Annotated in this window: 15 protein-coding genes; 7 read left to right on the plus strand and 8 right to left on the minus strand. The window is 64.3% G+C overall.

Going from position 1 to position 14,056, the window contains the following annotated elements:
* Positions 1–5 precede the first annotated feature (5 nt).
* Positions 6–734, minus strand: a complete 729-nt coding sequence (locus IC232_RS12595) for a sulfate transporter family protein (RefSeq protein WP_190845313.1) — start codon at positions 732–734, stop codon at positions 6–8.
* Between the two features lie 60 nt (positions 735–794).
* Here IC232_RS12595 and IC232_RS12600 point away from each other — a divergent pair, with 60 nt between their 5' ends.
* The gene (locus IC232_RS12600; RefSeq protein ID WP_190845314.1) at positions 795–2,096 is read left to right on the plus strand and encodes a flavin monoamine oxidase family protein; all 1,302 of its coding nucleotides are present in this window, start codon (positions 795–797) and stop codon (positions 2,094–2,096) included.
* 5 nt (positions 2,097–2,101) lie between these two features.
* Here IC232_RS12600 and IC232_RS12605 read toward each other — a convergent pair whose 3' ends face one another.
* The 4 genes from IC232_RS12605 to IC232_RS12620 form a co-directional block, all read right to left on the minus strand.
* Entirely contained in the window at positions 2,102–2,380 is a 279-nt protein-coding gene (locus IC232_RS12605; RefSeq protein ID WP_246812175.1) for a hypothetical protein, read from the minus strand.
* 21 nt (positions 2,381–2,401) lie between these two features.
* Positions 2,402–3,121, minus strand: a complete 720-nt coding sequence (locus IC232_RS12610; RefSeq protein WP_190845315.1) for a Crp/Fnr family transcriptional regulator — start codon at positions 3,119–3,121, stop codon at positions 2,402–2,404.
* A 187-nt stretch (positions 3,122–3,308) separates the two neighbouring features.
* A complete protein-coding gene (locus tag IC232_RS12615; protein WP_190845316.1) occupies positions 3,309–3,695 on the minus strand; it encodes a response regulator in 387 nt (128 codons plus the stop codon).
* A gap of 158 nt (positions 3,696–3,853) precedes the next feature.
* Entirely contained in the window at positions 3,854–4,846 is a 993-nt protein-coding gene (locus IC232_RS12620; RefSeq protein ID WP_190845317.1) for a 2-hydroxyacid dehydrogenase, read from the minus strand.
* Between the two features lie 150 nt (positions 4,847–4,996).
* On the opposite strand from IC232_RS12620, the gene IC232_RS12625 reads away from it, so the two are divergent.
* Positions 4,997–5,545, plus strand: coding sequence for an SH3 domain-containing protein (locus IC232_RS12625; RefSeq protein ID WP_409564925.1), 549 nt, complete (start codon positions 4,997–4,999; stop codon positions 5,543–5,545).
* A 69-nt stretch (positions 5,546–5,614) separates the two neighbouring features.
* Complete coding sequence (locus tag IC232_RS12630) at positions 5,615–5,764, plus strand: DUF3096 domain-containing protein (RefSeq protein WP_190845318.1); 150 nt, start codon at positions 5,615–5,617, stop codon at positions 5,762–5,764.
* Between the two features lie 21 nt (positions 5,765–5,785).
* On the opposite strand, the gene IC232_RS12635 is transcribed toward IC232_RS12630, so the two are convergent.
* The 3 genes from IC232_RS12635 to irrA form a co-directional block, all read right to left on the minus strand.
* Positions 5,786–6,193, minus strand: coding sequence for a hypothetical protein (locus IC232_RS12635; RefSeq protein WP_190845319.1), 408 nt, complete (start codon positions 6,191–6,193; stop codon positions 5,786–5,788).
* A gap of 146 nt (positions 6,194–6,339) precedes the next feature.
* A complete protein-coding gene (locus tag IC232_RS12640; protein WP_190845320.1) occupies positions 6,340–7,212 on the minus strand; it encodes an EamA family transporter in 873 nt (290 codons plus the stop codon).
* Between the two features lie 198 nt (positions 7,213–7,410).
* A complete protein-coding gene (gene irrA, locus IC232_RS12645; protein ID WP_246812176.1) occupies positions 7,411–7,881 on the minus strand; it encodes an iron response transcriptional regulator IrrA in 471 nt (156 codons plus the stop codon).
* 276 nt (positions 7,882–8,157) lie between these two features.
* On the opposite strand from irrA, the gene fabA reads away from it, so the two are divergent.
* The 4 genes from fabA to IC232_RS12665 all read left to right on the plus strand — a co-directional run bounded on the left by fabA (position 8,158) and on the right by IC232_RS12665 (position 14,019).
* Positions 8,158–8,679 carry a 3-hydroxyacyl-[acyl-carrier-protein] dehydratase FabA gene (fabA, locus tag IC232_RS12650; RefSeq protein ID WP_190845321.1) on the plus strand — a complete coding sequence of 174 codons (522 nt, stop codon included), beginning with the start codon at positions 8,158–8,160 and terminating at the stop codon, positions 8,677–8,679.
* Positions 8,680–8,868: 189 nt separating this feature from the next.
* Entirely contained in the window at positions 8,869–10,092 is a 1,224-nt protein-coding gene (gene fabB, locus IC232_RS12655; protein WP_190845322.1) for a beta-ketoacyl-ACP synthase I, read from the plus strand.
* Between the two features lie 158 nt (positions 10,093–10,250).
* Complete coding sequence (gene fabI, locus IC232_RS12660) at positions 10,251–11,081, plus strand: enoyl-ACP reductase FabI (RefSeq protein ID WP_312895155.1); 831 nt, start codon at positions 10,251–10,253, stop codon at positions 11,079–11,081.
* 301 nt (positions 11,082–11,382) lie between these two features.
* Positions 11,383–14,019, plus strand: coding sequence for an EAL domain-containing protein (locus IC232_RS12665; RefSeq protein WP_190845323.1), 2,637 nt, complete (start codon positions 11,383–11,385; stop codon positions 14,017–14,019).
* The last annotated feature ends 37 nt before the right edge of the window (positions 14,020–14,056 follow it).

Genomic DNA, 14,056 nt, shown 5'->3' on the forward strand with positions numbered 1-14,056 from the left:
GCCCTTTAACGGTTTCCGAGGGAGGCTTGGCCCTCCCGGCGGTCCGGGATCGCCGCCCGGCCGCGGGTGAGCCTCTTGTGCAGGTGCACCATCATCACGGCGCCGAAGACCGGCGTGATGAGGTTCACCACCGGCACGAGCACGAGCCCTGCCAGCACGGCACCGGCGGCGAGCACCGTGCCCCGGTGCTCCGTGCGCAGGCGCACCACGTCCTCTGCCGGCCAGAAGCGGCCGGCCGCCAGCTCGAAATATTCGCGCCCGAGCAGATAGGCGTTGGCCACGAAGAACGCCCCGATGTTGATGCCGGGGATGAAGAACAGCAGCAGGGCGACGAGGTTCACCAGCAGCGACAGGCCGGCAAAGCGGATGCCGTAGAGAATGGCCTTGCCGAAAGGCAAAGCCCGGCCCGGCGCATCGGCCGGATAATCCTTGTGCTCGATCACTTCGGCCACGTCGTCGAGAAAGTACCCCGCCACGATGGCCGAGACCGCCGGCAGCAGATAGATCAGCGCCACGAAGAGTCCGAAGCCCGCGAGGAAGAACGCAAAGCTGTCGATGATCGGGTAGCTGGCGCTGAGATCGTGATCCGTGAGGAAGATGTCGAACAGCTTCGTCAGGCCGAGCCAGACCAGCACGAGCAGCGCCAGGGTCAATCCGATCGATTTCCAGAGGACGCGCCGCAGCGCGGGCGAGAAGACCTCTCGGGCCGCGGCGAAAACCGATTGGATGAGCATCTGTCCTTCGTCCCCTCGAAACTTTAAGGCCACGCTTGATGCGGGGTGCGGAGCTTACTTATGAACGAAGCCGCCGCAAAGCGAGGGGTGGGGAAGCCTGTGCCGTTGAAAACCGGATTGTCGATCGCCCCTGTGGCGGATCCAGACGTGATCGTCGTCGGCGCGGGCAGCGCCGGCATCGCGGCGGCGCGGCATCTCCTGGCCCAGAGGCTGACGGTCACGGTCCTGGAGGCCAGAGACCGCATCGGCGGGCGCACGCTTACGCGCAGCTTCAAGGGCCACCCCCTCGACCTCGGCGCCCATTGGCTCCATGCGGGTCCGATCAATCCGCTGGTGAAGCTCGGTCGCAAGCGCCGCGAACCCCTGCGCCGGGCTCCCGTGGACGGGCATTTTTTCGTGCGCGGCCGTCGGGGAAGCCGGGCCGAGAGCGCGGCTCTCGACCGTGCCTTCGCCATGGCGGACCGGGCCATGACTCAAGAAGCAAAGGCCCGCGAGGATCAGGCCGCCGCGAGGGCCCTGCCCCCGATGGGGCCGCAAGGGCGGCGGGTGGCGGCCATCCATGGGCTGGTCTCAGGGAGGCCTCTCGAGGAGGTCAGCCTGCATGATTTCCCGAGCATGGAATATGCCGACAACCTCTTCATCGCAGGCGGTCTCGGCGCCTATGTGAGCCGCCTGGCGCGAGGCCTGCCGATCCGTCTCGGGACCGCCGTTCACGCCATCGACTGGTCGGCAGAGGGCGTGCAGGTCGAGAGCAGCGCCGGAGCGCTGCGCGGGAAAGCCGTCATCGTGACCACGCCTATGGCGGTGCTGCAGCAGGACGCGATCCGCTTCGCGCCTGCCCTGCCGGACGCCGTCCAGCAAGCGATCCACGGGTTCACCCAGGGCGTCTACGAGCACGTGGTGCTGCACTGGCCTGACTCGCCGTTCCGCGGCGGCGACCGCCTGGCGAGCCTCACCGGCACGCACCGGGAGCCGCCGGGGCTTCTCACCTGCATCGACAACACCCCGTTCCATTTCTTCGAGCTCGACCAGCCCGCAGCCGCAGGCTTCGACCGGCGCGATGCTCATGCGCCGTTCCGGTTTGCCCGCGCGGTGCTGGCGGAGCATTTCGGCCACCGGGCCATCCGCAATCTGACCACCCTGCACAGCACCGCCTGGCGCAACGATCCGTGGTCGCGCGCCTCCTGGGCGGTGGTGCCGCCGGGGCTCTACCCTGTCCGCGACATCCTGAAGGCACCGGTCGGCGAGCGGATCTGGTTTGCCGGCGAGGCGCTGTCACGGGCGCAGTGGGGCACGGCGGGCGGCGCCTGGGAGGAAGGCGAACGGGCCGCCGGGGAGATCGTCAGGCAGCTGGTCGGCTGATCCGATCAGCTGGGATCGAACCCCGCTTCCAGCCGCGTGCGAACCCATGCCAAGGCCTGGTCCAGATCCGTGAAGACCGGAGGCGTGACGCTCATCAGGGGACCGCAGGGGCCGAAGCCGGCCTCCAGAAACCAGCCTTCGATCTGCTCCCGCTCGCCAAGGGTTTCCTCTGCCGTCACACGGGAGAGAACGGCCACGAGATGCCCGGCGGCGAGAACGAGCTGTCCTTCATGACCGCCGCCATCGGTCATCACGGATATGGGCTGCAGGGTGATTTCGGGCATCGTGCGTTCGGAGGTGTCCGACTACCGGTCTTCGTTCTGAAGGCTGAGATAGGTGGGGGTGAACTCGCCTACTTTCTTCAGCCGCTCCCAGTCGAGGATGGTCAACGCATCACCCTGGAAACGGATCAGCCCTTCCTTGCGCAGTTCCTGCAGCACCCGGTTCACGTGAACGGTCGAGAGCCCCAGCGTGTCGCCGAGTTCGGCCTGCGTAATGGGGAGCTGGACCGAATCGCCCTCGGCACGGCCGACCACTTTGAGGCGCAGATAAAGCTCACAGATCAGGTGCGCCATGTGGGCGGTTGCCGAGAGGCGGCCCATGGCGGTCAACCACTCCCGGTGAATGGCGCCGTCGATAAGGGTGTTGAGCCACAGCATCCGGGTGAGGTGGGGAAACTCGTCGGTGATCTTTTCCAGCGTCGCATGCGGAACGGTGGCGATGCGGCAGGTGGTCAGCGCCAGAACGCCGTAGTCCATCGTCTTCAGAAGGAAACTATGCAGATCGAGGAAATCGCCTGCAACGTGGAGCGCGGAAATCTGCCGTCGTCCGTTCGACACGAGCTTGTAACGGGCCGCAAAGCCGTCGAGGAGCAGGGAGCTCTCGTTCGGGCGATCCCCCTCGCGCACGATGTCCTCATCGGCCTCGACGACCCTGACGCGGGAAATAGCATTGTCCAGTGCTCTCTTTTCATCGTCCGAGAGCTGATCACGCTGTTCGAGCTTTAGAATAAGGGGGGTCGTCATACGGGTCATTGCTGGGGGGTACGAATAGACCTGTTCTGGCCAAACTCCGTTCTTAGCCGCACTCACATATGTTTATGCTTGAGTTTGATTTTGGTTTCACAATGTCGCGGCCCACACCTTCACGTCCTCGTGGGATGGTGAGGTCGATCATGCGAATTGATCATGAAGTGGGCGGAGGCTGCAGCCTCTAACGGGTATAATCCAGCAAGGATTGAATCACTTTCACGGGAGCCTGCTCGCCATAGGGCTTGGCGATGAAAACCGCCTCCTCTGGCAGGTGGCCGCTTTCCGGATGCCAATGAGCTGACGTGATGACCACTGAAATGTGGGGCCACTCACGGCGCACGAGGCATGCGAGTTCCAGCCCATCCATGGAGCCCGGCATCTGCACGTCCGTGAAAACAACACGGATGTCGGTGCGATGCTTAAGGGCCTCCTGGGCGGCCTGGGCGCTGGCGGTTTCGATGACCTCGAACCCGGCATCCATGAGAGCATCGGCCGTTGCCATGCGAACGAAGAGCTCGTCTTCGACAAGAAGCACCACAGGCCGTGAGGGGATCGAATGGCCGTTCATCAAAACTGATTTGCTCGCGACAGGGGTGCTGGGTCGGAGTGACGTGGGTCGGCTCACCCGATTCGTCTCGATTAACATATGTTAGAGCAACGTTAGAGCAAGGGCGCTGGTCCGGAAAATCAACGGATCCGTTGATTTTCAATCGCCCTGAAGATGATTCAGAGCATGCTGGGCAGCACCCGGTCCGGCGGCTTGTGGCCGTCCACGAAGGCGCGGATGTTGACGATCACCTTCTCGCCCATGGCGACGCGTCCCTCGTGCGTCGCGGAGCCCATATGCGGCAGGAGCACCACCTTGCCCTGCTTGGCCAGCCGCACGAGGCGCGGGTTGACCGCGGGCTCTTCCTCGAACACGTCGAGGCCCGCGCCCGCGATGGCACCGGCTTCGATGAGCTTGGTCAGCGCACCCTCGTCGATGATCTCGCCGCGGGCGGTGTTCACCAGGATCGCGTCGGGCTTCATGAGCTTCAGGCGCCGGGCCGAGAGCAGATGGTAGGTGGCCGGCGTGTGCGGGCAGTTCACGGACACGATGTCCATGCGGGCCAGCATTTGGTCGAGGGATTCCCAGTAGGTCGCCTCGAGCTCCGCCTCGATCTTCGGCGGCACGTGGCGGCGGTTATGATAATGGATCGACAGGCCGAAGGCCTTGGCACGGCGGGCCAGCGCCTGGCCGATGCGGCCCATGCCGACGATGCCGAGGCGTTTGCCCGTGATGCGCCGCCCCAGCATCCAGGTGGGCGACCAGCCGGCCCATTCGCCGTCCGGGATCACGCGGGTTCCCTCCGGAAGGCGTCGGGCCACCGCCAGGATCAGCGCCATGGTCATGTCGGCCGTGTCCTCGGTGAGGACCCCGGGGGTGTTGGTGACGGTGATGCCCTTGGCCACGGCGGCCGCCACATCGATGTTGTCGACGCCGTTGCCGAAATTGGCGATGAGCTTCAGGTTGGGTCCCGCCTGCCCAATGACGGACGCATCGATCTCGTCGGTGATGGTGGGCACGACCACGTCGGCCGCCTTGACCGCTTCCGCGAGCTCTTCCGGCGACAGGGGCCTATCCTCGAGGTTGAGGCGCGTGTCGAACAATTCGCGCAGGCGCGTCTCGATCACGTCGGGCAGGCGGCGGGTGACGACGACCAAGGGTCTTTTCTTCATCGGCTCAAATGCCCCTCACACCGAAAAAACCGCGAACTGTAACGAGTTTCACGCTCTCTTAACCCTGGCTCAGTCATCAAAGGTAACGACCCGCCGCGTGGCGGCATCCGTCAAGCTTATCTACCAGAGCCTGCCATCCAAGACAAAGTCATGATCGGAAGAACCATGCGCAAGATCATCCTTGCCCTTGCTGTCGTGAGCCTGAGCACTGGCGCGGCCCTTGCGCAGCAGCCTCCGGGCGGACGCCTCGGCACCGGCCTGCCGGTGCCCCGCTATGTCAGTCTCAAGACCGACCGGGTGAACCTGCGCGAGGGCCCGTCCAAGGACCACCGGACCGCCTGGGTGTTCCAGCGCGCGGGGCTCCCCGTGGAGATCATCGCCGAGTACGAGACCTGGCGGCGCATCCGCGATTCGGAGGGCACCGAGGGCTGGGTTCTCCATTCGCTTCTGTCGGGGCGCCGCACCGCCCTCGCCATGCCCTGGGCCAAGGGCAACCAGCCCCCGATCAACCTGTTCGACCGGGCCGACGAGAAGAGCGGCGTGGTGGCCCATCTCCAGCCCGGCGTGATCACCAACGTCAAGGGCTGCGACGGGCGGTGGTGCCGGGTGATGATCACCATGGAGGGCGCCCGCGACGTGGACGGCTACATCCAGCAGGAGAAGCTGTGGGGCGTCTATCCCAATGAGACGGTCGAATAAGGCTTTACCGATTTTTCAAGCTTTTCAGTTCTAGAAGGAAACAGAGTTTCCCTCTGAAAGCCCGGCCCGATGACACTCTCCCTCAGCCTGAAGAACATCCTCCCGATCCTTGCGCTGGTTCTTGGAGTCGCCTCCATCGTAGCGCCGCGCTTTCTCAACATCTTCGTGGCGATATTCCTGATCGCCTATGCTCTGGTGGGCTTCGGGCTGCTGCGCTAGCACGGCAGCCCGAGAAGGATTTTACGTCTTCGCCACGGGCGCAAACCATGGGAATGGCCAAGGTAGGGGCAAGCCTTCGAAGTCCTTATCCGGCGCTTCCTTGGGTCGCTTGAACGTGGCTTCCTTCTCATTCGTCGAACTCCGAATGCGAACGCCGCGCACCCAGGACGGGACAGGGAAAGCGAAACAGACGCAAACCGGACACATGACGTAGAGAGCGTAACCGGCCGGAGCCGTCGCGATGAAATCGAGATCCAGAATCCCGTCCTTGGGCGGCTGGATATAGATCCAATGGCTCAAACGTGGATTGGTCCAGCCCGTTGAATTGACCTTCCCACGAGCCATGACGCTGATAGCCAAAGGCGCATTGGCGACGGGATCCAAGGTTGAGACGTGAACTTCATCGACGCTGTGGATTCGTGAGTCCATGATCGGCCTCCTCGTTTAACCCCCCCGGTCAGGTTCGTAGCATGAATTTGACCAACCTTAGATTGCGAATAATCGCCATCGATCAACCATAGGGTTACAGGAGAAGGATAAAACCCGGTTCTACTGGGTTCAAAGAACCTTTTGCCTTACCGGAACGCCTTCATCAGCCGCGGTCCGAAGACATTGAAGGCGAGGCCCAGCACAATGATCGCCCCGCCGACGGCCTCGATCGGGTGCATGGCCTCGCCGAGGATCAGGACTGAGCCCAGGATCCCGGCAACGGGCACGAAGAGCGCGAAGGGCGTCACCGTGGCGGCCGGGTGGCGGGAGAGCAGATAGGCCCAGATCCCGAAGGCGAAGATCGTGGTGGGATAGGCAAGATAGGCCACGGCCGCGAGGGTGCCGCCATCCATGCGGGTCAGCGCGGCGAGCACCTGATCCGCGCCATCGAGCCACAGGGACAGCCCCAGCAGCGGCAGCGGCGCGACAAGGCTCGACCAGACGATATAGCCCAGCATGTCGACCCGACCGGCCCGCTTGGACACGATGTTGGCCACGCCCCAGCAGGCGGCGGCGATCACCGTCATGACGAAGGGTCCGGCGCCTCCGCCGGTCATGCGGGGCCACGCGATGAGAACGAGGCCGAAGCCGGCAACAACGCCGCCGGCGACCTGATGCGGCCCGGGCCGTTCGTTCATCAGGACAGCGGCGAAGAGGATCGTGAAGAACACCTGCGCCTGCATGACCACGGAGGCGAGGCTTGCCGGCATGCCGAACGCGATGGCGGCAAAGAGCAGGCCGAACTGGGCAACGCCGAGAAAGAAGCCGTAGGCCACCACGTTCGTCCAACGGGTCTTCGGGCGCGGCACGAAGAACACCGCCGGGATTGCGGCCAAGAGGAAGCGAAGGGCCGCCAGCAGCAGGGGCGGCGTGGTGCCAACACCGAGCTTGATGACGACGAAGCTCAGGCCCCAGATGACCGTGACGAGAAGGGCGAAGAGGCTGTGGCTGAGCGGCATCTGGAGCGTCGGACCCAAAAGTGGAAGGCACTTTTGGGATTGATCCGATGCTCAATCCCTTAAGCTGCGCATCGTTCGAGACGGACCCAGCGGGCCGCGCCAGCAACCCGAAGGGCCACGATAGTGAAAACCGGGGCCACTTTTCCGCGCACGATGCGAGAAACGGGAACGCCGCTCTCCCGGAAAGGATGGAGGGTCTTAGGCGCTCTTGCGGCGCAGGCGCACGATCACCTCGACGCCCGCCACTTCCATGCCTTCCGGCGGCTGCGGAAGGTCGGCGACGCTGATGCCCGAAGCCGGCATGTCCACGATCTCGCCCTCTTCCTCCAGGAAGAAGTGGTGGTGCTCGGTGGGGTTGGTGTCGAAATAGGCCTTGGCGCCGTCCACCGCGAGCTGGCGCAGGAGACCGGCTTCCGTGAACTGGTGCAGGGTGTTGTAAACGGTCGCCAGCGACACCGGCACGCGGGCGCGGGACGCCTCGTCGAAGAGCATTTCGGCCGTGATGTGCCGATCGCCCTTGCCGAACAGGAGCCAGCCCAGGGACACGCGCTGACGGGTCGGGCGCAGGCCCACGCGCCGCAGCTTGTCCCGCAACTCGGACACAGGACAGCCCTTCCGGTGAGCCGGAGCGGTGGTGGACGCGATGTAGGCGGACAAAGGATCGGTCATGTCACGGAACTGAATGGACGAATGCGCGCTTCTAACATCACGATAATAAGAAAGCGAGAGGGTTGCCGCAAGGCTGCCCCCCGGATGGGTCATGGGACAGCAGGGTTCTTGGCAAGGTTCTTGGCGAGGTTCTTGGGACGATGGTCGCGGCCGCAAAGAATCCCGACGCGGGTCCCTTTGATGGACGGCCAAGCCTGTGCTACCAGAGCCGCATCATGGCCCCGAGGCTTTCTTGAGGCCCCTTTTGAGACCCTAGGGAAAGGATCGGCATCCGGCATGGCCCGCCAGTCCAGCTTTAATTATGAAGAGCTCCTTGCCTGCGGGCGCGGAGAGTTGTTCGGTCCCGGCAACGCGCAATTGCCGCTTCCCCCCATGCTGATGTTCGACCGCATCACCTCCATCGGCGAGGATGGCGGCGCCTACGGCAAGGGCCATGTGGTGGCGGAACTCGACGTGCGGCCGGACCTGTGGTTCTTCCCCTGCCACTTCAAGGGCGACCCGGTGATGCCGGGCTGCCTCGGCCTCGATGCCCTCTGGCAGATGACCGGCTTCTTCCTCGGCTGGGGCGGCTCCCCGGGCCGCGGCCGGGCGCTCGGCGTCGGCGAGGTGAAGTTCTCCGACCAGGTGCTGCCCACCGTCAAGAAGGTGGTCTACGGCGTCGATCTCAAGCGCGTTTTCCGCTCCAAGCTGGTGCTCGGCATCGCCGATGGCTGGCTCGAGGCCGATGGGCGCCGGATCTACGAGGCCAAGGACATGCGCGTCGGGCTGTTCCAGGCCGAAACACCCGCCGGCGGGTAGTTTCGATCCAAACTGTTGACAAAGCGCAATCTTTTTTAAAGAACCGGCCCTGTCGTTCCACGACAGGGCCTTCGTTCTTGGGATCACGCTTTATCCCATTCGCATGGCTCACTGTTGAGAATGCGCATCGTCGGCCTTACGTGTTGAAGCGTTGAGACCGGCAGTGAAGGTCCTTAGAAGAGGTAGGCTATGAGGCGCGTCGTCGTCACCGGAATGGGCATCGTGTCGTCCATCGGCAACAACACGCAGGAGGTGCTGGCCTCTCTGCGGGAAGCGAGATCCGGCATCAGCAAGGCCGAGGATTTCGCGAAATACGGCTTCCGCTGCCAGGTGCAGGGCGCCCCGACCCTGAACCCGGAGGAGATCGTCGACCGGCGCGCCATGCGCTTCCACGCCAAGGGCACGGCCTGGAACCATGTGGCCATGGACCAGGCGATCCGGGATTCCGGCCTGGAGGAGAACGAGATCTCCAACGAGCGCACCGGCATCATCATGGGCTCGGGCGGTCCCTCCACCCGCATCATCCTCGAAGCGGGCGACATCACCCGCGAGAAGGGTCCCAAGCGCATCGGGCCGTTCGCAGTGCCCAAGGCCATGTCGTCCACGGCCTCGGCGACGCTGGCCACCTGGTTCAAGATCAAGGGCGTGAACTATTCGATCTCGTCGGCCTGCGCGACCTCGAACCATTGCGTCGGCAATGCCTACGAGATGATCCAGTACGGCAAGCAGGACGTGATGTTCGCCGGCGGCTGCGAGGATCTGGACTGGTCCATGTCCAACCTCTTCGACGCCATGGGGGCCATGTCCACCAAGTACAACGACACCCCTGCCCGCGCCTCGCGCGCCTATGACGTCAACCGTGACGGCTTCGTGATCGCCGGCGGCGCAGGCGTGCTGGTGCTCGAAGAGCTGGAGCATGCCAAGGCCCGCGGCGCCAAGATCTACGGCGAGATCATCGGCTACGGCATGACCTCGGACGGGTACGACATGGTGGCCCCGTCCGGCGAGGGCGCGATCCGCTGCATGCGCATGGCGCTCAAGGACGTGCACAACCCGGTCGACTACATCAACCCGCACGCCACCTCGACCCCCGTGGGCGACCAGAAGGAGATCGAGGCGATCCGCACGGTCTTCGGCTCGGGCGATAAGTGCCCGCCCATCTCCGCGACGAAATCGCTCACCGGCCACTCGCTCGGCGCCACCGGCGTCCAGGAGGCGATCTATTCGCTGCTGATGATGCAGAACGGCTTCATCTGCGAGAGCGCCCATATCGACGAGATCGATCCGGAATTCGCCGACATGAACATCGTGCGCAAGCGGATCGACGATGCCCGGATCGACACGGTTCTGTCGAACTCCTTCGGCTTCGGCGGCACCAATGCCACACTCGTCTTCAGCCGCCACAACGGGTAAGACCTCATCATAAACCTGAGACAGAGCCATGCGATGCCCCGCTCATCTAAGAGGGCTTCGCATGGACACGCTCACCGACACCATAATTTCCGGCCCGCGATGCACACTTTCATAACAATTGGCGTCGCACCCTGGAGCCGATGCAGAGGGGAACCCACGTGACCGGTCTGATGCAAGGAAAGCGCGGCCTCATCATGGGCGTCGCGAACGACCACTCCATCGCCTGGGGAATCGCCAAGGCCGTGGCCGGGCAAGGGGCGGAGCTCGCCTTCACCTACCAGGGCGAGGCGCTGGGCAAGCGCGTGGCCCCGCTGGCGCAGTCCCTCGGCTCCAACCTCGTGGTCCCCTGCGACGTGGAGGATCTCGCCTCCGTGGACGCGGTGTTCGACACCCTCGACAAGGCTTGGGACGGGCTGGACTTCGTGGTTCACGCCATCGGCTTCTCCGACAAGTCGCAGCTCAAGGGCCCTTACGTGGACGTCACCACCCGCGAGAACTTTTCCCGCACCATGGTGATCTCCTGCTTCTCCTTCACGGAGATCGCCCAGCGCGCCGCCAAGCGCATGAGGAACGGCGGTTCGCTCCTGACGCTGACCTATGGCGGCTCGACCCGGGTCATGCCGAACTACAACGTGATGGGCGTGGCGAAGGCGGCGCTCGAGGCCAGCGTGCGCTACATCGCGAACGATCTCGGCCCCCAGGGCGTCCGCTGCAACGCCATCTCGGCGGGCCCGGTGCGCACGCTCGCGGGCGCGGGGATCGCCGATGCGCGCCTGATGTTCACCTACCAGAAGGCCCATTCGCCCCTGCGCCAGAACATCACCATCGAGGATGTGGGAGGTGCCGCCCTCTACATGCTGTCCGATCTCTCCCGCGGGGTGACCGGCGAGATCCACTACGTGGATTCCGGCTACAACATCATTTCCATGCCGCGCCCCGAGGTGCTGAAGGCCCAGGACGCCGCCGGCGTGACCGGCGAAGAAGGCTAGCACCAGGCCGTCATCCCTGACCCTGAAACGACTGCTTCACCTTCGAGGCCGGTCGGCGCAAGCCGCCGGCCTCTTTGCATCCGGCCATCCTTCGGGATCGACCGCGAGCGCCGTTAAGGCCTTCTTTCCGAATGCTCGGGCAAATTAAGGCACCATCATCCCTAGCGGAGCCTCAATCAAAGCGCAGCGATCTGCCCGATTTACCTTGGTGACCAAATGGATCATCACGTTGGATAGACAGCAGCCTCAATGTCGGCCAAGATTTTCAGGCTTCTGGCGATAGTATTTTCAAGCTCGTTACATGTACCGCAACAAACCCAGCCCGCCTTTGCCAAGGACGAGATTTTATCGCGAGCCAATCTTTTCGATTGCCGGCAACTCATTTGAAGAGACAGAAAGTTTATACCGTTACGTAATCGACCTGAGCCGCCAGATCCCTTGGGCCTCGGATTCGGACGGCAACATTCTCTACGCCGGATACGGCTGGGTTGAGACCATCGGGCTTCCTCTGGAGGACCTGATGGGAAGCGGCTGGATCCAGATCGTGCATCCCGACGACCTGACGCACCTGCAGCAGGCCCGCCGCAATTCCATGGCCTCCGGGTCCTACGAATGCGAATACCGGTTGCGGATTGCCGACGGGAGCTACCGCTGGGTCCGCTCCAGCGCCGGCGCCCGCCGCGATGCAGGCGGTGCGTGGAGCCTCTGGTACGGCACCACCCAGGACATCCATGACCGCAAGCTCGCCGAGCTGACCCATCTCGGGCATACCAGGGTTCTTGAGATGGTTGCGGCCGGGCGGCCCTTGGGCGAGGTCCTGACCGCGCTCTGCCACTTGGCCGAGGACCAGATTGCCGGGGCACGCTGCTCGATCCTTCTCTTCGACCAAGCGGGCCAAGTGCTCCGCCATGGAGCGGCACCCAGGCTGCCTGCAGCCTACAACGCGGCGATCGACCCCCTTCCGATCGGACCGGACATCGGATCGTGCGGCACAGCCGCCTACCGGCGCAGCACCGTGATCGTGTCGGATATCGCGAGCGATCCACTCTGGGCCCGGTGGCGCGATCTCGCATTCGAGAATGGCCTCCAGGCCTGCTGGTCGAAGCCTATCCTTTCGCAATCCGGCGATGTGCTCGGCACCTTCGGCTTCTACTATGCCGAGCCACGGTCCCCGACCCGAAGTGAGATGGCAGGCATCGATGCCGTGTCGCATCTGGCGGCCCTGGCGATTGAACGCCAGCGGAGCGAGGCCGCCCTGCGTGAGAGCGAGGAACACTACCGCTACTCGGTCGAGTTGAACCCGCAGATTCCCTGGACGGCGGACAGCCAGGGCAACATCCTCAGCACCTCCACGCGCTGGAACCATCTGATGGGGATCCCATCCGACGATACTGTGGGCTCCGGCTGGGCTCGTGTCGTGCATCCTGACAATCTGCCTCTGGTTCGAGACAAATGGATCGAGGCCGTCCGCACGAACCGGCCGCTCGACGTTGAATGCCGCGGGCGTCTCGCGGATGGAAACTATCGCTGGTTCCGGAGCCGGGCGATCCCGCGCTTTGCCGAGGACGGCTCGGTGATCCGCTGGTACGGGACAGTCGAGGACATCCACGACCGCAAGCTTGCCGAGGACCAACTGCACCGGGCCGCCTATCACGACGACCTCACCGGCCTCGCCAACCGGCGGTTTTTTCGCGAGCGCCTCAAGCTGGCCCTGGACGAGGTCTCAGAGGAGTCACAGGCCATCGGCCTCCTCGTCATGGATCTCGATCATCTCAAACAGGTCAACGACCGGTTCGGTCACGACGCCGGCGACGATCTCCTGAAAGAGTTTACCCAGCGCCTGCGGCAGGCGGTGAAAGCCACCGATATCGTGGCCCGCTTAGGCGGCGATGAATTCGCCGTGATCCTGCCTGACGTCGCCAGCGAGGACGACGTTGCCGAGGCCGCCCGATCGATCCTGTCCCGGATGCAGGAACCGCTGAGGCGCAGCGGGAAGGCGCTGGACTGCCGCACCAGCATCGGCGGTGCGATCACGATCGGGATCGACACCAGCCCCGAGGAGCTTCAGAAGCAGGCGGATCTCGCGCTCTACCACAGCAAGAGTTCCGGGCGCGGCGCGTTCAAGATGTTCGTTCCGGCCCTGCGCCAGGAGGCGCAGCGGACAGCCTCGGCCCTGGAGGTGGCGGCGAAAGCGGTGGAGTCCGGCTGGATCATGCCGTTCTACCAGCCCAAGGTGGTGCTGGCCTCCGGAGCCATCGGGGGTTTCGAAGCCCTGCTGCGCTGGCAACACCCGCGCGGGGGCATCCAAGCGCCGGAAAAGATCGCCCCGGCGTTCAACGATACCGAACTCGGCACCGCGATCGGCGAGCGCATGCGTGCCTGCGTCTTGTCCGACATGCGCGGCTGGCTCGATGCCGGGCTCAGCCTCGGGCGCATCGCCATCAACGCGTCGGCCGCCGAGTTCCGGCGCGGCGATTACGCCGAGCGCGTGCTCGACGACCTGAGGCACGCGGGCGTGCCGGCCCGGTGCCTCGAGGTGGAGGTCACCGAGAGCGTGTTCCTGGGATCCAGCACCGAGCTGGTGGAACGGGCCCTGCGAACCTTGAGCGCCGAGGGCGTCACCATCGCGCTCGACGATTTCGGCACGGGCTATGCCTCCCTGTCCCATCTCAAGCGCTTTCCGGTGAACACGCTCAAGATCGACCGCAGCTTCGTGAGCGGCCTGGAATCCGACGCCGGGGATACGGCCATCGTGAAAGCCGTGCTGAGCCTCGGACACAATCTCGGAATCGAGATCGTCGCCGAGGGGGTCGAGACGGCGTTCCAGGCTTCTCTCCTGCAGCGCATGAGCTGCGACCTGGTCCAGGGCTATCATTTCGGGCGCCCGATGCCGGCCGGCGACGTGCCGTCCTTCCTCGCATCATGGCAGGGGATGTAGCCTAAAGCATCGGACTCAAAAGTGGATTTGCACTTTT

Origin of the sequence: Microvirga sp. (assembly GCF_014699075.1) — a bacterium.
Classification (GTDB): Bacteria; Pseudomonadota; Alphaproteobacteria; order Rhizobiales; family Beijerinckiaceae; genus Microvirga.

What these genes read in the sequence shown, in the direction of transcription:
- IC232_RS12665 (WP_190845323.1), top strand. Translation starts at nt 11,383, where the DNA reads ATGTACCGCAACAAACCCAGCCCGCCTTTGCCAAGGACGAGATTTTAT.
- IC232_RS12620 (WP_190845317.1), bottom strand. Translation starts at nt 4,846, where the DNA reads ATGAAGAAAAGACCCTTGGTCGTCGTCACCCGCCGCCTGCCCGACGTG.
- IC232_RS12610 (WP_190845315.1), bottom strand. Translation starts at nt 3,121, where the DNA reads ATGACGACCCCCCTTATTCTAAAGCTCGAACAGCGTGATCAGCTCTCG.
- fabB (WP_190845322.1), top strand. Translation starts at nt 8,869, where the DNA reads ATGAGGCGCGTCGTCGTCACCGGAATGGGCATCGTGTCGTCCATCGGC.
- IC232_RS12595 (WP_190845313.1), bottom strand. Translation starts at nt 734, where the DNA reads ATGCTCATCCAATCGGTTTTCGCCGCGGCCCGAGAGGTCTTCTCGCCC.
- IC232_RS12615 (WP_190845316.1), bottom strand. Translation starts at nt 3,695, where the DNA reads ATGAACGGCCATTCGATCCCCTCACGGCCTGTGGTGCTTCTTGTCGAA.
- IC232_RS12640 (WP_190845320.1), bottom strand. Translation starts at nt 7,212, where the DNA reads ATGCCGCTCAGCCACAGCCTCTTCGCCCTTCTCGTCACGGTCATCTGG.
- IC232_RS12635 (WP_190845319.1), bottom strand. Translation starts at nt 6,193, where the DNA reads ATGGACTCACGAATCCACAGCGTCGATGAAGTTCACGTCTCAACCTTG.
- IC232_RS12600 (WP_190845314.1), top strand. Translation starts at nt 795, where the DNA reads ATGAACGAAGCCGCCGCAAAGCGAGGGGTGGGGAAGCCTGTGCCGTTG.
- irrA (WP_246812176.1), bottom strand. Translation starts at nt 7,881, where the DNA reads ATGACCGATCCTTTGTCCGCCTACATCGCGTCCACCACCGCTCCGGCT.
- IC232_RS12605 (WP_246812175.1), bottom strand. Translation starts at nt 2,380, where the DNA reads ATGCCCGAAATCACCCTGCAGCCCATATCCGTGATGACCGATGGCGGC.
- IC232_RS12625 (WP_409564925.1), top strand. Translation starts at nt 4,997, where the DNA reads ATGATCGGAAGAACCATGCGCAAGATCATCCTTGCCCTTGCTGTCGTG.
- IC232_RS12630 (WP_190845318.1), top strand. Translation starts at nt 5,615, where the DNA reads ATGACACTCTCCCTCAGCCTGAAGAACATCCTCCCGATCCTTGCGCTG.
- fabA (WP_190845321.1), top strand. Translation starts at nt 8,158, where the DNA reads ATGGCCCGCCAGTCCAGCTTTAATTATGAAGAGCTCCTTGCCTGCGGG.